Raw genomic sequence first — 17268 nt, 5'->3', positions numbered from 1 at the left:
CCTCGGAGGACCGTACTCCGAGGTGCCCGCCCGTCTGACGGGGGCCGTGGCTACAGCCCTGCGATGGGGTTCTTCAGATTGCCGACCAGCTGCAGTGCGCCCGCCGGGTCCGCGAGGTCCACCATCTGCTTGTTGTTGCGCAACTGGAGGCGGTTGAGGCAGGACAGCGCGAACTCGGGCGCGAACATGTCGTACTGCTTGAACTTGTCGGCGAGTTCGGGCACCGAGTGCTGGTAGTCCCGGGTGACCTCGGCGACCGTGCGCCAGAAGTCGTCCTCCTCCAGGATCCCCTCGGACGCGAGGTTCGCGGCGAGGAAGCGGAAGAAGCAGTCGAAGACGTCCGTGAAGACGGACAGGAGCTTCTTCTCCTCCGGGACGTCCACGCGCAGCCGCTCGACCGTGGGCGGCAGCACCGCGTCCACGTCCATGACGGCGATCTCCTCGGCGATGTCCTTGTAGATCGCGCGCTGGACCACGCCGTCCTTCAGGGCCAGGATGACGTTCTCGCCGTGCGGCATGAACACCAGGTCGTAGGCGTAGAAGCTGTGCAGCAGCGGGGTGAAGTAGGCCTTCAGGTAGCGGCGCAGCCACTCCTTCGGCGCCAGGCCCGACTGCTCGATCAGGGCGCCCGCGAAGGAGTTGCCCTCGTGGTCGACATGGACGAGGGAGGCCATGGTCGCCAGCGACTCGCCCTCCTGGAGGGACGCGACCGGGCTCTCCCGCCACAGGGCCGCCAGCATCTTGCGGTACGGCGAGTAGCGGTCGGTCGCCCTCTCGTACTCCAGGTGCCGGTAGCCGACGGCGGCCCGCTCGCGGATGATCGACAGGCCGGTGGACTTCAGCACCGGGTCGTTGTCGATGAGCTGGGCCAGCCAGTCGTTGATGGCGGGCGTGGCCTCCATGTAGGCGGCCGACAGTCCGCGCATGAAGCCCATGTTGAGGACGGACAGGGCCGTCTTGACGTAGTGCTTCTCCGGGCTGGTCCGGTTGAAGAAGGTCCGGATGGACTGCTGGGCCAGGTACTCGTCGTCGCCCTCGCCCAGGCAGACCAGGTGCTTCTGGGCGACCTCCGCGGCGAAGGTGACGGTGAGCTTGTTCCACCACTGCCAGGGGTGGACCGGGATGAGGAGGTAGTCGGCGGGGTCGAGGTCCTGCTCGCGCAGGACGCCGTAGAAGCGCTCGACGGTCTCCTCGCCCAGCTCGTCCCGTACGAAAGCCTCGTACTCGATGCCGACACCGGCCGTGAACGCGGCGCGCGAGCGGTGGGCCGCGAGCCAGACCAGCCGGACCGGGCTCGCGGTCTCGGGAGCGTACGACAGGTACTCGTGGATGCCGAAGCCGAGCCGCCCGTTGTTGGCGACGAAGCAGGGGTGGCCCTCGGTCATGCCGGTCTCGATGGCCTGGAAGCCGGACTTCGCCAGCTCGGCGACCGGGATCTGCGGCTTGGTGAGCTTGTAGCAGGTGCCGGAGAGGGTGGAGGAGATCTCCTCCAGGTAGACCGGCAGGACCTCGTCGCTCAGGCCCAGGGACTTCTGCAGCTCGATGAAGAAGTCCAGGGCGGCGAGCGGAAGTTCGACGCCGTCACGGTGGCGGGTGATCGAGTCGGCGTCGACCTGCCAGTGGTCGAGGGCGCGGAGCACGGCGGTGAAGGTGTACCGGGTCAGGCCGTCGTCGCTGCGGACGACGTACGTGCCCTCGCCGGTGGCCTCCGGGGTGATGAGCCGCTCGTGTGCGAACTCGGCGAGCGCCTTGCGGATCAGGAGGCGGTTGGCCCGCGCCCAGCGGTGGGGGGACAGGTGCGCTACGGCGTCGGACAGGGTCATACGGCAACTCCTATGGCGGCCACGAACTGCTCACGCGTGCAGAAACTCAGCAGCGCCTTCTTCTCCGGCTTCTGGATCTCGCGCTCGGGAACGAACCCGACCGCTTCGTTCAGGGCATGGACGGCCTTGTTGGAGACGTCCGGCTCCACGACGACGCGCCGCACCGCCGGGTCCTCGAAGAGGTGCGCCATCACGGCGGTGATGACGGACCGGGTGAAGCCGTGGACGGGCGTGTCGGTCGCGGGGGTGAGGAAGTGCATGCCGACATCGCCGGGCTGCGGCTCGTACAGGCCGACCAGTTCCCGGTGGGCGGGGTCGTACTTCTCCATCAGGAAGGCGGGCGCGCCGCGCTCGTCGAGACCCAGCAGCGCGTGGTGGTGTTCGTCGGCCGCGATCTCCATGTAGGCGCGCTCGACGTCCTCCAGCTTCGCGTCCTGCATCATCCAGAAGGCCGCCTTGGGGTGGGTGACCCAGGCATGCAGCAGCTCGGCGTCCTTCAGGGGGTCGAGGGGGCGGAAGGTGAAGGTACCGGTGCTCATACGGCGAACTCCTGGAACGCGATGGTCTTCTCGACCGGGTAGTACTCGGTGCCCAGCAGCTCACGGATGATGTAGCTGTTGCGGTACGCGCCCATGCCCAGGTCGGGGCTGGTGATGCTGTGGGTGTGGACGCCGGCGTTCTGGAGGAAGACGCCGCGGCCCGTGACGTCGATCGCGTAGTTGCGGGCGACGTCGAAGTTGCCCTGGGAGTCGCGGACCAGGCGGTCGCGGACCGGTGCCAGGAACTCGGGCTCGGCGTAGTGGTAGCCGGTGGCCAGGACCAGGCCCTGGGTGTCGATCTCGTAGTCCTTCTCCTGCTCCTCCTGGCGGAAGGAGAGCGTGTACGTGCCGTTCTCGTAACGGGCGCCGTGGAGCGCGGAGTTGGTGAGCAGGCGCGTGGGCACCGGCCCGCCGAGGTTCTTCTGGTAGAGCAGGTCGAAGATCTCGTTGACGAGGTCGCCGTCGATGCCCTTGAACAGGCCCTTCTGCTGGGCAGTGAGCCGGTAGCGGGTGGCCTCGGGCAGCGCGCGGAAGTAGTCGATGTACTCCGGCGAGGTCATCTCCAGCGTGAGCTTGGTGTACTCCAGCGGGAAGAAGCGCGGGGAGCGGGTCACCCAGTTCAGCCGGTAGCCGTGGACGTCGATCTCGCTGAGGAGGTCGTAGTAGATCTCGGCGGCGGACTGGCCGGAGCCGACGATCGTGATCGACTCCTTCTGCTGGAGTTCCGCCTTGTTCTGCACATAGCGGGAGTTGTGGAAGAAGTCGCCGCCCAGACCGCGCACCGCCTCCGGGTAGTGCGGGGAGGTGCCGGTGCCGAGGACGAGGTGCCGGGCGCGGAAGACCTCGCCGGCCTCGGTGCGTACGACGTACAGGTCGTCCTCGTACGTCACCTCCGTCACCGTCGTGCTGAAGCGGACGCTGCTCAGCCTGTTCGCGGCCCAGCGGCAGTAGTCGTCGTACTCGACCCGCAGCGGGTAGAAGTTCTCGCGGATGTAGAACGAGTACAGCCGGCCCTTCTCCTTCAGGTAGTTCAGGAAGGAGTACGGCGAGGTCGGGTCGGCCAGCGTGACCAGGTCCGACATGAACGGGGTCTGGAGGTGGGCGCCGTCCAGGAACATGCCCGCGTGCCACTCGAAGTCCGGCTTGGACTCCAGGAAGACGCCGTCGAGCTCGTCGATCGGCTCGGTCAGGCAGGCGAGGCCGAGGTTGAACGGGCCGAGCCCGATCCCCACGAAATCATGGGTCTTGGTCGGGTTTTCAGGACGCGCGGTCAAGGGACTCTCCCAGGTACTGCTCGGCGTGGCCGGCGATCAGGTCGAGGACGGCGGCGATGTCGTCGGCCGTCGTCTCGGGGTTGAGCAAGGTGAACTTCAGGTAGTGGCGGCCTTGGACCTTCGTGCCCGCGACGACCGCGTCACCGGAGGCGAACAGGGCCTTGCGGGCGTAGAGGTTGGCGCGGTCGATCTCGGCGGGGTCGGTGACGGCGGCCGGGATGTAGCGGAAGACGAGGGTGGACAGCGTGGGCTCCACGACCACGTCGAAGCGCGGGTCGGCGGCGAGCAGCTTCCAGCCCTCCACGGCCAGGTCGCAGACCTCGTCGAAGAGCTGCCCGATGCCGTCGGCGCCCATCACGCGCAGGGTCATCCACAGCTTGAGGGCGTCGAAGCGGCGGGTGGTCTGCAGGGACTTGTCGACCTGGTTGGGGATGCGCTCCTGCACCATGCGCTTCGGGTTGAGGTACTCGGCGTGGTAGGTCGCGTGGCGCAGCGTCGAGGCGTCCCGGACCAGCACGGCCGACGAACTCACCGGCTGGAAGAAGGACTTGTGGTAGTCGACGGTGACCGAGTCGGCGCGCTCGATGCCGTCGATGCGGCCCCGGTACTTCACGGAGGCGAGCAGACCGCAGCCGTAGGCGGCATCGACGTGCATCCAGGTGTCGAACTGCTCGCACAGCTCGGCGATCTCGGGCAGCGGGTCGATGGAGCCGAAGTCGGTGGTGCCGGCGGTGGCGACGACAGCCATGGGGACGAGGCCGTCGCGGCGGCAGCGCTCCAGTTCGCGGGCGAGGGCCACGGTCTGCATGCGCTTGTCGTGGTCGACGGGGATGGACACGACCGCGTCCTGGCCCAGCCCGAGCAGTTTCGCGGACTTCTTCACGCTGAAGTGGCTGACCTCGGAGGCGAAGATGCGCAGTTTGGCGAGGGAGTCGGTCTTGGCCTCCTCCCGGGCCAGTAGCAGCGCCTGCAGGTTGGACTGCGTGCCGCCCGAGGTGAAGACACCGTCGGCGTTCTCGCCAAGGCCTATTCGGGCCGTCGTCCAGTCGATGAGCTTGCGCTCGATCAGGGTGCCGCCGGCCGACTGGTCCCAGGTGTCCAGGGAGGAGTTGACCGCGGAGAGGATCGCCTCGCCGAGCACGGCCGGGATGACGACAGGGCAGTTGAGGTGGGCGAGGTAGCGGGGGTGGTGGAAGTAGATGGCGTCCCGGAGGTAGACGTCCTCCAGCTCGTCGAGGACCGCGGCGGTGTCCAGCAGCGGCTTGTCGAGGTCGATCGCGTCGATGGCGGGGGCCAGGGCGTCGACCGTGACGCCGGTGAACGGACGGTCGGTGGCGGCGAGTTTGGCGGCCACCCGCTCGATTCCTTCGGTCACGGAGCGGCGGTACTGCTCCGCGGTCGTGTCATTGAGCAGGTGCGAGCGCATGGGGAGGTCCTCCGGTGGGGACGGGCCGTGAGTGCGGGGGTGCCGCGAACTGCGGAATGCCGTATCTGCGACTTAGGTTAGCCTAACCTAAGTCCCTTTGAGTCAAGGCGGCATCAAGGGTGACTACGATCACTTACGTCGCGACAGTCGCCCGATCGCCTTGCTTTCAGCGGGAGTTACGCCTGCTCGCGCAGCTGCTCCTCGCTGAGCCCCTGCCGCCAGTACCCCACGAAGGTGACCCGGCGACGTTCCACCCCACGCTCACCGACGAAGTGCCGGCGCAGCGCCTTCACGCTGCCGGACTCGCCCGCGATCCAGACGTACGGGCGCTCGGCGGCGGGGAGCTGGGCGGCGCGGATGGTGTCGAGGGTCATGGGGGACCCCTCGGCGTGCGTGGCCTCCTGGACCAGCCAGGTGATCTCGGCGTCGGCCTCGGTCACCAGGTCCTGGATGTCTCCGGCATCGTGCACCGTCAGCCACACCCGGGCGCGCGTGCCGGCGGGCAGCGACTCGAGGATGGCGGAGACGGCGGGTACGGCGCTGTCGTCGCCCCAGACGACGACGAGATCGGTGTCCTCCGGCGGCCGGAACCGGATCGCCCGGTTGTCGGCGATGGCGGGCCCGAGCACCAGGACGCGGTCACCGGCGGTGGCGCGGGCGGCCCAGCCGGAGGCCGGGCCGGCCGGGGTGTGCAGGACGAAGTCGATGTCGATCTCGTCGGGGTCCCGGCGGAGCGAGCGGAGCGTGTACGACCGCATCACGGCCCGCACGTCGTCCGGCAGTTCACGCCATCCCTGCCACCAGCCGTCACCGAGCTCGAGGGGGACCTGCGGCTCCGTCTGACCCGGGTGCGGCAGGAAGATCGACAGGCTCTGGTCGTGCCCGTCGGAGAAGAAGTACTCCAGATCCTCCCCGCCGAAGGTGACCCGGACCATGGACGGCCCGAGCCGCCTCGTCCGTACGACTTGCAGAGAGAAGAAACGGAACGGGGCGGCTACGGCAGTAGTCATGGGGGGTTACTCCTGAATCGACGTCAGGTATGCCTACCTGGGGGCGCGGGGAACTGCGCGACCGGCCACAACGGATCCGCAGTCGCCCCACAACCTCAAGTGGCCCTTTCTCAGGCGACCTTCTTGGCCTTCTCGATGGCCTCAGCAAGGCTGGTGAGCAGCGGCGTGCACTTGTCGTACGACAGAATCGGCTCGGGCGACCGGGCGATGACCTGCCCCGCCTTCACCGCGGGCAGCTTCTTCCAGGTCGCCTCGGTGATGTCGGCCGGCTGGATCGTCGAGGAGCGGTCGTCCATCATGATGATGTCGGCCGGGTACTTGTCGACGTTCTCCCAGCTCAGCGACTCGAACCAGCCGCCGCCCTCCTTCTTGGCGCTCTCCGGCGGCTCGACGAAGTTCACGCCGAGGGCCTTGAAGTACTCAAGGTCGATGGAGAGGTTGGTGCCGGAGACGTAGAAGATGTCCTGGCTGGCGGAACCGGCCATCACCTTGATCTCGGGGCGCGCCTTGGCGGCCTTGCGCAGACGCTCGGCGGCGGCCTCGAACTCCTTCTTCGACTGGGCCACCTTGTCGGCCTTCATGTCCGCGCCGAGGGACTCGGCCAGCTCCCAGACCCGCTCCAGCGGCTGGGTCAGCTGACGGTCGTAGACGGAGATCGCGGCGCTCGGGGCGAGCTTGGCGATCTTGTCCTTGGACGCCTCCGGGACGTACCAGAGGGTGCCGGCGCTGTCGAAGGTCGTGGAGATGAGGACCTCGGGGGCGAACGCGGCGTACTTCTCGACGTTGAACTGGTCCCAGACGTTGCCGAAGACCGTCAGCTTGCTGACGTCCATGTCGCCGGCCTGGACGTCGGCCTTGCCGTCCTGCGTCTTGGTCGGGCCGAAGACGCCCTTGACCTCGATGCCGTAGTCGTACAGGGCGGCCGCGACACCGACGAAGGCGACGATCTTCGTCGGGACCTTGTCGAGCTTCACGGTGGTGCCGCGGTCGTCCTTGAACGTCCAGGGGCCGGACTTGGCAGCGGTCGTGGCCTCGTCCGACCCACCGCTTTTCGCGTTTTCGTCCCCGCAGGCTGCGAGCACGGCCCCGAGGCCGAGGGCGCCGCCCGCGGCGAGGATGCCGCGGCGGGTGAGGTGGGTGGCTCTGGCGTTGGGCATAGCTACGCTGCTTTCGAACAGGGCGGATCGCCCGCCGGACAATTCGAAGGTAGGTTAGCCTAACCTGAGCTGATGTCCAGGGGTGGGTGGCCTTCTGATCGAAGTTGTGCGCACGCTGTGAGGGTGCCTCACATGGACAGAGACGCTCAACGCCCCATGAAATCAAGGGGCGTTGAGCGTTGTTCGAGCGGTCGACGCGCTCAGCCCACAAGCCCCAGCTCCCGAGCGATCAGCATCCGCTGCACCTCGCTCGTGCCCTCCCCGATCTCCAGGATCTTGGAGTCCCGCCACATACGGGCCACCGGGTACTCGTTCATGAAGCCGTAGCCGCCGTGGATCTGCGTCGCGTCGCGGGCGTTGTCCACCGCGATCGTCGACGAGTACAGCTTCGCCAGCGCCGCCTCCTTCTTGAAGGGCTCCCCGGACACCAGGCGGGAGGCCGCGTCGCGCCAGGCGAGGCGGGCCGTGTGGGCCTTCATCTCCATGTCGGCGATCTTGAACTGGATGGCCTGGTTGGCGCCGATGGGGCGGCCGAAGGCGTGGCGTTCCTTGGCGTACTTCACGGACTCGTCCACACAGCCCTGGGCCAGACCCGTGGCGAGTGCCGCGATGGCGATCCGGCCCTCGTCCAGGATGCGCAGGAACTGGGCGTAGCCGCGGCCCTCTTCGCCCAGGAGGTTGGCCGCCGGGACCCGGACGTCGGCGAAGGACAGCTCGCGGGTGTCGGAGGCGTTCCAGCCGACCTTGGAGTACGGGGCGGCCACCGTGAAGCCCGGGGTGCCGGACGGGACGATGATGGACGAGATCCGCGGCCTGCCGTCCGGCTTGCGGCCGGTCACCGCCGTGACCGAGACCAGGCCGGTGATGTCCGTACCCGAGTTGGTGATGAAGCACTTGGTGCCGTTGATCACCCACTCGCCGGTGTCCGGGTCGAGGCGGGCCGTCGTGCGCGTCGCGCCCGCGTCCGAGCCGCCGTCGGGTTCGGTCAGCCCGAACGCGCCCAGGATCTCACCGGAGCACAGGCGCGGGAGCCACTCCTGCTTCTGGGCCTGCGTGCCGAAGAGGTGGATCGGCATCGCGCCCAGCGAGACGCCCGCTTCGAGGGTGATGGCGACCGAGGAGTCCACCCGGGCCAGCTCCTCGAGGGCCACGCCCAGCGCCAGATAGTCGCCGCCCATGCCGCCGTACTCCTCCGGGAACGGCAGCCCGAACAGGCCCATGCGGCCCATCTCGCGGACGATCTCGTAGGGGAACTCGTGGTGCTCGTAGTACTCGCCGATCTTGGGCGCTACGACGTCATGCGCGAACTCCTCCACCGTACGGCGGAGTTCTTCGAGTTCGGGGGAGAGTCGGTGGTCCATCGCGGGTCACTGCTCCTTGTGGGACAGGGCTCGTACGGTGCGGGACGGGCTGGGTCGGCCCAGTTGTTCGGCCATCCACGCGCTCGTGGCGACGAGGCGGTCGAGGTGGACTCCGGTGTCGATGCCGAGACCCCGCAGCATCCACACGAGGTCTTCGGTGGCGAGATTGCCGGTGGCGGACTTGGCGTACGGGCAGCCGCCGAGGCCGCCGGCGGAGGCGTCGACCGTGGTGACGCCGTGTTCCAGGGCGGCGTAGGTGTTGGCGAGCGCCTGCCCGTAGGTGTCGTGGAAGTGGACGCCGAGCACGTCCGTGGGGATCCGCGCCTCGTTCAGGGCTCTCAGCAGCGCGCCCACGTGCCCCGGCGTCGCCACCCCGATCGTGTCGCCCAGGCTCAGCTCGTCGCAGCCCAGGTCCAGCAGCGCCCTGCACACCCGCACCACCTGCGGGACCGGGACCGCCCCCTCCCACGGGTCGCCGAAGCACATGGAGAGGTAGCCGCGGACGTGGACGCCGGACGCCTTCGCCCGGGCCGCCACCGGCTCGAACATCGCCAGCGCCTCGTCGACCGTGCGGTTGAGGTTGGCCTTGGCGAAGGACTCGGTGGCGCTGGCGAACACGGCGACGCGCGAGGCTCCGAGGGCCAGTGCGCGGTCGAGGCCGCGTTCGTTGGGAACGAGGACCGGCAGTGCCACCGGGAGGTCGGCGACCCGCGGGAACAGCTGCTCCGCGTCGGCCAGTTGGGGCACCCACTTCGGGTGGACGAAGCTGGTGGCCTCGATCGTCGTCAGCCCCGCGTCGGCGAGGCGGCGGACGAACTGCGCCTTCACCTCCGTCGGGACGGTCGACTTCTCGTTCTGGAGGCCGTCGCGGGCGCCGACCTCGTGGATCCGGACGCGGGCGGGCAGGCCCGGTGCGGGTACGACCATGGGAAGGCCGAGTTCCGGGGTGCTCATTCCGCCACCTCCTCGTGGGGCGCGATCACCGCGAGCACCTGGTCCATGGCGACCGTCGTGCCCGGAGTGACGTCCAGCTCGGCGACCGTGCCGGCGTGCGGGGCGGAGATGACGTGCTCCATCTTCATGGCCTCGACGACCAAGAGGCTCTGACCGGCGGTCACCTCGTCCCCGACGGCGACCTTCACGACGGTGACCGTGCCGGGCATGGGGGCGGTGAGGGAGTCCGCGCCCGAGTGGCGCGCGCCGGTCAGTGACGCGGCCACCGGGTCGTGGTCGCGCACGTGCCACGCCTCGCCGTCGCGCCCCAGCCAGTCGCCGGCCCGGTGGAAGGCGTGGCGGACGCCGTCGAGGACGACGCAGACGTCGTCCGAGGTGACGGTGTGTGTGCCGCGCGGGACGTAGGCGACCGGTTCCTGGACGCGCAGCGGGAAGGCGACGGGCTTCGGAACGCCCCCCAGCCGCCAGCCGTTCGGCACCGAGAACGGGTCCGTCCAGCCCTCCGTGCGCGGCTTCAGGCCGTCCAGCCGTACGGCCGCCGCGGCCTCGTAGACCTCCTCCGGGACGTCCGTGGCGATCAGCCCCGCCACCTCCCGCTCGACCAGCCCCGTGTCCAACTCGCCCGCCACTACCGCCGGATGCGCGAGCAGCCGCCGCAGGAACCCGGCGTTCGTCTGCACGCCCAGAGTGACCGTCTCCGCCAGGGCCGCCCGGAGCCTGCGGATCGCCGTCTCGCGATCCGGCCCGTACGCGATCACCTTGGACAGCATCGGGTCGTACAGGCTCCCGACCTCCGTTCCCTCGCTGAGCCCGGAGTCGGTGCGGATGCCGTCGCCCTGCGGTTCGCGCAGGCGCAGGACCGTGCCGCCGGACGGCAGGAATCCGCGCGCGGGGTCCTCCGCGCAGATGCGGGCTTCGATCGCGTGCCCGGTGAGCCGGACGTCGTCCTGCCCGAAAGCCAGCCGCTCGCCCGCCGCCACCCGCAGCTGCCACTCCACCAGGTCGAGGCCGGTGATGAGCTCGGTGACCGGGTGCTCCACCTGGAGGCGGGTGTTCATCTCCATGAAGTAGAACGAGGACACGGGGGGTTCGGGGGGTGTCCCCCCGACAGGCACAGTGCCGCCCGGCACGATGAACTCCACCGTGCCCGCGCCCCGGTACCCGCAGGAGCGGGCCGCCTGCACGGCCGCCTCGCCCATCGCCGCGCGCGTGGACTCGTCGAGGAGCACACTCGGCGCCTCCTCGATGATCTTCTGGTGCCGCCGTTGGAGGGAACACTCGCGCTCGCCGAGGTGGACCACATTGCCGTGGCCGTCGGCCAGGACCTGGATCTCGATGTGCCGGGGCCGGTCGATCCACCGCTCGACCAGGAGCGTGTCGTCACCGAAGGAGGCGCGGGCCTCGCGGCGGGCGGCGGCGATCTCCTCCTCCAGGACGGTGAGGTCCCGGATCAGCCGCATGCCCTTGCCGCCACCGCCGGCGCTGGGCTTCAGCAGCACGGGCGCGCCCAGTTCGCGGGCCGCCTCGGCCAGTTCGGGATCCCGGCCCCCGGGAACCACCGGCACCCCGGCCGCCTTCACGGTCTCCTTGGCACGGATCTTGTCGCCCATGAGCGAGATGGCGTCCGCGGGCGGGCCGATGAACACGAGCCCCGCCTCGGCGCACGCGCGCGCGAACGCCGCGTTCTCCGCGAGGAAGCCGTAGCCGGGGTGGACGGCCTGGGCGCCGGTGCGGGCCGCCGCCTGAAGGATCCGCTCCACCGACAGATAGCTCTCGGCCGCCGGCGCCGGACCGATCCGTACCGCCGTGTCGGCCTCCCGCACATGCCGCGCGTCTACGTCCGCGTCCGAGAAGACGGCCACCGAGCGCACGCCCAGCGTGCGCAGGGTCCGGATGACACGGACGGCGATCTCGCCCCGGTTGGCCACAAGCACGGTGTCAAACATGAGTCCCCTCATCACATCCGGAAGACGCCGAACTGGGGGTCACCCAGCGGGGCGTTCGCACAGGCGGTCAGGGCCAGGCCCAGCACCTGCCGGGTCTCCAGGGGATCGATGACCCCGTCGTCCCAGAGGCGGGCCGTCGCGTAGTAGGCATTCCCCTGACGCTCGTACTGCGCACGGATCGGGTCCTTGAAGGCCTCTTCCTCCTCCGGGGGCCAGGACTCCCCGCGCGCCTCCAACTGGTCCCGCTTGACGGTCGCGAGGACGGAGGCGGCCTGTTCGCCGCCCATGACGGAGATCTTGGCGTTCGGCCACATCCACAGGAAGCGGGGCGAGTAGGCCCGGCCGCACATGGAGTAGTTCCCGGCGCCGTACGACCCGCCGACCACGACCGTCAGCTTCGGCACGCGTGTGCAGGCCACGGCCGTCACCATCTTGGCGCCGTGCTTGGCGATGCCACCCGCCTCGTAGTCCTTGCCGACCATGAACCCGGAGATGTTCTGCAGGAACACCAGCGGGATCCCGCGCTGGTCGCACAGCTCGATGAAGTGGGCGCCCTTCTGGGCGGACTCGGAGAAGAGGATGCCGTTGTTGGCCACGATCCCCACCGGGTGGCCGTGGATCCGGGCGAATCCGGTGACCAGGGTCTGCCCGAACTCCGCCTTGAACTCGGCGAAACGGGAGCCGTCCACCACGCGCGCGATGATCTCGCGCACGTCATAAGGGGTGCGGGAGTCGACCGGTACGGCGCCGTAGAGCCCGTACGGGTCCACCTTCGGCTCGGCCGACGGCTCCACGGACCAGGGCAGGCTCCCGCGCGCGGGGAGCGTGGCGACGATGTTCCGCACGATCCGCAGGGCGTGGGCGTCGTCCTCGGCGAGGTGGTCGGTGACACCGGAGATCCGGGAGTGCACCTCGCCGCCGCCCAGTTCCTCGGCGGTGACGACCTCGCCGGTGGCGGCCTTCACCAGGGGCGGACCGCCCAGGAAGATCGTCCCCTGGTTCCGGACGATGACGGCCTCGTCGCTCATGGCCGGGACGTAGGCGCCCCCGGCGGTGCACGAGCCGAGCACGGCCGCGATCTGCGGGATGCCGGCGCCCGACATCCGGGCCTGGTTGTAGAAGATCCGCCCGAAGTGCTCGCGGTCCGGGAACACCTCGTCCTGCATGGGCAGGAAGGCCCCACCGGAGTCCACCAGATACAGGCACGGCAGCCGGTTCTCCAGGGCGACTTCCTGGGCGCGCAGATGCTTCTTCACGGTCATCGGGTAGTACGTCCCGCCCTTGACCGTGGCGTCGTTCGCGACGATCACGCACTCGCGCCCGCTGACCCGCCCGATCCCGGCGATGACACCGGCCGCCGGGGCCTGGCCCTCGTACATGCCGTCGGCGGCGAGGGGGGCGAGCTCCAGGAAGGGGGAGCCGGGGTCGAGGAGGGCGTCCACCCGGTCCCTGGGCAGCAGCTTGCCGCGCGCGGTGTGCCGGGCGCGTGCCCTCTCACCGCCCCCGAGCCGGGCCGCCGCCAGCTTGGCGCGCAGCTCCTCCCCGAGCGCCCGGTGGGCCTCCTCGTTGGCCCGCCAGGCTTCCGACGCGGGGTCTGCCGCGCTGTGAAGCTCCGGTGCCTCGTGCATCCTGCGGTCCCCTCACCCAGTGGTCGACTGTTAATGAGCGTTAACCATTTCCTTCAGGTTAACGACCGCTAACCTCCCTGTCTAGAATTGCTTTCATGGCCACCAGAACCGACGCCCCCACCCGCCGCGAGCAGATCCTCAAGGAGGCCGCGCGCCTCTTCGCCGAGCGTGGATTCCACGGCGTCGGTGTCGACGAGATAGGCGCCGCCGTGGGCATCAGCGGCCCCGGTCTCTACCGGCACTTCGCCGGCAAGGACGCGATGCTCGCCGAACTGCTGGTCGGCATCAGCGGTCAGCTGCTGACGGGCGCCAAGCGGCGTCTGGCGGAGGCCGACGGGGTGCCGGCCGAGGCGGTCCTGGACTCCCTCATCGAGGGCCACATCGACTTCGCCCTCGACGACCGCCCCCTCATCACCCTGCACGACCGCGAGCTGGACCGCCTCCGCGACAGCGACCGCAAGCTCGTGCGCCAGCTCCAGCGGCAGTACGTCGAGCTGTGGGTGGAGGTGGTGCGCGAGGTCTACCCGGACCTCGCCGAGCCGACGGCCCGCTCGGCAGTGCATTCGGTGTTCGGGCTGCTGAACTCGACGCCGCACCTGGGGCGGCCGGGGTCGCTGCCGGGGCGGGGGGTCACGGCGGAGTTGCTGCACCGGATGGCTCGGGGGGCGTTCGGGGCGGCGGGGGGCTGAGCTGCGGCGACGGGCACGTCTGCAGGCTTCCGGCTCAGTACTCTGAGTTCATGGGCATGGACTACGCGAAGATGCGCGCGATCGCCGAGGAGCTCGGGGCCTACGCCGAACAGCTCGAAGGAGCTTGGAGCGTCGAGATCGGGCCGTCGGGCCCGATACTGGCCATGATGTGCCCGTCCAAGCGCCACGAGGGTACGGTTCGCCGCATCTGCAAGCAGCTGGACGACCAGCTTCTCAGCACGCATCCCGGCTACATCTGTGCCAGCGGTCCTGAGATCGAGCACCCCGCGATCGGCCGCATGCGTCTCCCTGACGCGGTCGTCATCCCGGAGGCGGTCCTCGACGAGGAGGGGGTCGCCGTCGACGCGACGCAGGTTCTGGCAGTCGTCGAGATCGTCTCGCCGTCCAACCCCAACAACGACTACGTCGAGAAGCTCGACGACTATCCGGCCATGGGCATCGCTCACTACATGATCGTCGACCCGCGCACCGGCACTATCGAGGTCCACTCGGATCCATGCAAGGGCCGCTACACCCGCAAGGACCCGTACATCTACGGCGACGCGGTGCCTTTCGGCCCCTGGACGGTCAAGACATCCGAGTTCCGTCGGTACCGCAGCCCCGGGGAGTGACGAGCGTTACGGGACTGCACCCCTGGACGGCCGTTGATACCCGCCGGTACGGTTGAGTGAGCAAGCGCTTAGACATGTACCGGTGGAGGTGGCGGCGTGCGCCGTACTGTGTTCAACGAGGACCATGAGGCGTTCCGGGAGACCATCCGCGCCTTCATCGAGGCCGAGGTCGTACCGGTGTACGACGAGTGGTTCGCGGCCGGCCAGGCGCCCCGCGACTTCTACTACAAGCTCGCCGAGCTCGGCGTCTTCGGCATCCGCGTCGACGAGGAGTACGGCGGCGCCGGCATCGACTCGTACAAGTTCGAAGCCATCATGTACGAGGAGACCGCCCGCGCGGGCGTCCAGTTCGGCGGCTCCGGCGTGCACGTGCTGCTCGGCCTGCCGTACATCAAGATGCTCGCCACCGACGAGCAGAAGAAGCGGTTCCTGCCGAAGTTCGTCTCCGGTGAGGAGATGTGGGCGCTGGCGATGACCGAGCCGGGCACCGGCTCCGACCTCGCGGGCATGAAGACCACCGCCAAGCTGAGCGAGGACGGCACGCACTACGTCCTCAACGGCGCGAAGACCTTCATCACCGGTGGTGTGCACGCCGACCGCGTGATCGTCTGCGCCCGCACCGACGCGCCCAGCGCCGAGGACCGCCGCCACGGGATCTCCCTGTTCGCCGTGGACACCAAGTCCGAGGGCTACTCCGTCGGCCGCAAGCTCGACAAGCTCGGCCTGAAGACCTCCGACACCGCCGAGCTGGCGTTCGTCGACGTCAAGGTCCCGGTCGAGGACCTCCTCGGCGAGGAGAACAAGGGCTTCTACTACCTGGGCCACAACCTGGCCTCCGAGCGCTGGGGCATCGCCTTCGGCGCCTACGCCCAGGCCAAGGCCGCCGTGCGGTTCGCCAAGCAGTACGTCCAGGAGCGCACTGTCTTCGGCAAGCCGGTCGCCCACTTCCAGAACACCAAGTTCGAGCTGGCCGCCTGCCAGGCCGAGGTCGACGCCGCCGAGGCCGTCGCCGACCGCGCGCTGGAGGCCCTGGACGCCGGTGAACTGACCCCCGCCGAGGCCGCCTCCGCGAAGCTCTTCTGCACCGAGGTCGCGCACCGCGTGATCGACCGCTGCCTCCAGCTGCACGGCGGCTACGGGTTCATGAACGAGTACCCGATCGCCCGCCTGTACGCGGACAACCGCGTCAACCGCATCTACGGCGGCACCAGCGAGATCATGAAGTCGATCATCGCGAAGGACATGGGCCTGTAAGACTCCTGCAATCACCAGCCCATAGAAAAGGTGCCATGAACCAGGCACTACAGGGTCTCCTCGATCTGCTCGACCTGGAGCAGATCGAGGAGAACATCTTCCGCGGCCAGTCCCGCTCCGCCGTGGTCCCGCGGGTCTTCGGCGGTCAGGTCGCGGCCCAGGCGCTCGTCGCCGCCGGCCGCACGGTCCCGGCGGACCGGCCCGCCCACTCCCTCCACGCGTACTTCCTGCGCATGGGGGACCCGGGCGCGCCCATCGTCTACAACGTCGACCGCATGCGCGACGGCCGCTCCTTCACCACCCGCCGGGTGGTCGCCGTCCAGCACGGCAAGCCGATCTTCGCGCTGTCGGCGTCCTTCCAGACGTACGAGGAGGGCCTGGACCACCAGGCCCCGATGCCGCCCTCACCCGACCCGGCGACGCTCCCCACCTCCGAGGAGCGGCTGCGCAGCTACGACCATCTCGACCCGGCGGTCGTCGAGCGGTTCCTGGAGGCGCGCCAGGCGGTCGACCTGCGCTACGTCGACGAGCCGCCGTACGGCAAGTTCGGCGAGCCGCGCGAACCGCACTCCCAGGTCTGGTTCCGCACCAACGGCAAGCTGGCCGACGACCCGCTCCTGCATGTCGTACTCGCCACCTACGTATCCGACATGACCCTGCTCGACTCGGTGCTGCTCGCCCACGGCCGGGGCGGCTGGGCGGTCGGGGACGTGGTCGGCGCCTCGCTGGACCACGCGATGTGGTTCCACCGCCCGTTCCGCGCGGACGAGTGGCTGCTGTACGACCAGGAGTCGCCGTCGGCGTACGCGGGGCGGGGGCTCGGACAGGCCCGGATCTACACGCAGGACGGGCGGCTCGCGGTGTCGGTGATCCAGGAGGGGGTCGTCCGCGTTCCGCGGTGACCGCTCAGCCCACCGAGCCCGTACGCCTGCGCTGTCCCCGCCCCGACCGTGACAGGCGTACCGCGAGGAATCCGAGCACCGCCACACCCGCGATCACCAGGATCACCTTGGAATAGAGCCCGACGACGTCGGTGACCTCGTGCCAGCGTGTGCCGAGTGCGTAGCCGCCCGCTATGAACGCGGTGTTCCAGATGAGACTGCCCGCCGCGGTGAGGGTGAGGAACACGGGGAGCCGCATGCGTTCGACGCCGGCCGGTATCGAGATCAGGCTGCGGAAGACGGGCACGAAGCGGCCGAAGAAGACGGCCTTGGTGCCGTGCCGGAGGAACCACGCCTCGGTCCGCTCCACATCCGAGGCCTTCACCAGCGGCAGCCGCGAGGCCACCCCGATCAGCCGGTCCCGGCCGAGGAGCGCGCCGAGCAGATACAGGGCCAGTGCGCCCACCACCGAACCCGCCGTCGTCCAGGCGACGGCCGCGAAGACGTCCATACGCCCCTGGCTCGCCGTGAACCCCGCCAGCGGCAGGATCACCTCGCTCGGCAGCGGCGGGAACAGGTTCTCCAGCGCGATGGCCAGCCCGGCGCCGGGTCCGCCCAGCTTCTCCATCAGGTCGGCGGCCCAGCCGGCGACTCCGCCGACGGGTGCGTCGGACACTGCAGCAAAGATCATGCA

15 protein-coding genes are annotated in these 17268 nt (G+C 69.4%); 4 read left to right on the top strand and 11 right to left on the bottom strand.

The features are described 5' to 3' along the window. Positions 1–50 precede the first annotated feature (50 nt). The 10 genes from ACIBAG_RS21330 to ACIBAG_RS21285 all read right to left on the bottom strand — a co-directional run bounded on the left by ACIBAG_RS21330 (position 51) and on the right by ACIBAG_RS21285 (position 13118). Positions 51–1823, bottom strand: coding sequence for an IucA/IucC family protein (locus ACIBAG_RS21330; protein WP_399107080.1), 1773 nt, complete (start codon positions 1821–1823; stop codon positions 51–53). Further along, the gene (locus ACIBAG_RS21325; protein WP_399107079.1) at positions 1820–2362 is read right to left on the bottom strand and encodes a GNAT family N-acetyltransferase; all 543 of its coding nucleotides are present in this window, start codon (positions 2360–2362) and stop codon (positions 1820–1822) included. Before ACIBAG_RS21325 ends, ACIBAG_RS21330 begins: the two co-directional genes overlap by 4 nt. Then, on the bottom strand, positions 2359–3636 hold the full coding sequence (locus ACIBAG_RS21320; protein WP_399107078.1) for a lysine N(6)-hydroxylase/L-ornithine N(5)-oxygenase family protein: 1278 nt from the start codon (positions 3634–3636) through the stop codon (positions 2359–2361). The genes ACIBAG_RS21325 and ACIBAG_RS21320 overlap by 4 nt, the downstream gene beginning before the upstream one ends. Then, positions 3620–5062 carry a lysine decarboxylase DesA gene (gene desA, locus ACIBAG_RS21315; protein ID WP_399107077.1) on the bottom strand — a complete coding sequence of 481 codons (1443 nt, stop codon included), beginning with the start codon at positions 5060–5062 and terminating at the stop codon, positions 3620–3622. Before desA ends, ACIBAG_RS21320 begins: the two co-directional genes overlap by 17 nt. Before the next feature lie 176 nt (positions 5063–5238). Then, the gene (locus ACIBAG_RS21310; RefSeq protein ID WP_399107076.1) at positions 5239–6072 is read right to left on the bottom strand and encodes a siderophore-interacting protein; all 834 of its coding nucleotides are present in this window, start codon (positions 6070–6072) and stop codon (positions 5239–5241) included. 110 nt (positions 6073–6182) lie between these two features. Next, the gene (locus ACIBAG_RS21305; RefSeq protein WP_399107075.1) at positions 6183–7229 is read right to left on the bottom strand and encodes an ABC transporter substrate-binding protein; all 1047 of its coding nucleotides are present in this window, start codon (positions 7227–7229) and stop codon (positions 6183–6185) included. A 200-nt stretch (positions 7230–7429) separates the two neighbouring features. Beyond that, positions 7430–8590, bottom strand: a complete 1161-nt coding sequence (locus ACIBAG_RS21300; protein WP_399107074.1) for an acyl-CoA dehydrogenase family protein — start codon at positions 8588–8590, stop codon at positions 7430–7432. Between the two features lie 6 nt (positions 8591–8596). Next, a complete protein-coding gene (locus tag ACIBAG_RS21295; RefSeq protein WP_399107073.1) occupies positions 8597–9544 on the bottom strand; it encodes a hydroxymethylglutaryl-CoA lyase in 948 nt (315 codons plus the stop codon). Next, positions 9541–11490: an acetyl/propionyl/methylcrotonyl-CoA carboxylase subunit alpha gene (locus ACIBAG_RS21290; protein ID WP_399107072.1), complete on the bottom strand. Its 1950-nt coding sequence runs from the start codon at positions 11488–11490 to the stop codon at positions 9541–9543. Before ACIBAG_RS21290 ends, ACIBAG_RS21295 begins: the two co-directional genes overlap by 4 nt. A gap of 11 nt (positions 11491–11501) precedes the next feature. After that, entirely contained in the window at positions 11502–13118 is a 1617-nt protein-coding gene (locus ACIBAG_RS21285) for a carboxyl transferase domain-containing protein (protein WP_399107071.1), read from the bottom strand. 95 nt (positions 13119–13213) lie between these two features. Between ACIBAG_RS21285 and ACIBAG_RS21280 the strand changes: the two genes are divergently transcribed. The 4 genes from ACIBAG_RS21280 to ACIBAG_RS21265 all read left to right on the top strand — a co-directional run bounded on the left by ACIBAG_RS21280 (position 13214) and on the right by ACIBAG_RS21265 (position 16595). Beyond that, on the top strand, positions 13214–13807 hold the full coding sequence (locus ACIBAG_RS21280; protein ID WP_399107070.1) for a TetR/AcrR family transcriptional regulator: 594 nt from the start codon (positions 13214–13216) through the stop codon (positions 13805–13807). A 56-nt stretch (positions 13808–13863) separates the two neighbouring features. Then, a complete protein-coding gene (locus ACIBAG_RS21275; protein ID WP_399107360.1) occupies positions 13864–14439 on the top strand; it encodes a Uma2 family endonuclease in 576 nt (191 codons plus the stop codon). A 96-nt stretch (positions 14440–14535) separates the two neighbouring features. Beyond that, entirely contained in the window at positions 14536–15693 is a 1158-nt protein-coding gene (locus ACIBAG_RS21270; protein ID WP_399107069.1) for an acyl-CoA dehydrogenase family protein, read from the top strand. Positions 15694–15728: 35 nt separating this feature from the next. After that, positions 15729–16595 (top strand): acyl-CoA thioesterase, encoded by an 867-nt coding sequence (locus tag ACIBAG_RS21265; protein WP_399107068.1) that lies wholly within the window; start codon positions 15729–15731, stop codon positions 16593–16595. Between the two features lie 4 nt (positions 16596–16599). Here the strand turns inward: ACIBAG_RS21265 and ACIBAG_RS21260 are convergent, their stop codons facing one another. Further along, positions 16600–17265, bottom strand: a complete 666-nt coding sequence (locus ACIBAG_RS21260; protein WP_399107067.1) for a DedA family protein — start codon at positions 17263–17265, stop codon at positions 16600–16602. Positions 17266–17268 lie beyond the last annotated feature (3 nt).

It is taken from the genome of Streptomyces sp. NPDC051243, assembly GCF_044455405.1.
In the GTDB taxonomy this organism is placed as follows: Bacteria; Actinomycetota; Actinomycetes; order Streptomycetales; family Streptomycetaceae; genus Streptomyces.
This window is presented reverse-complemented; position numbering and strand designations above follow the sequence as displayed.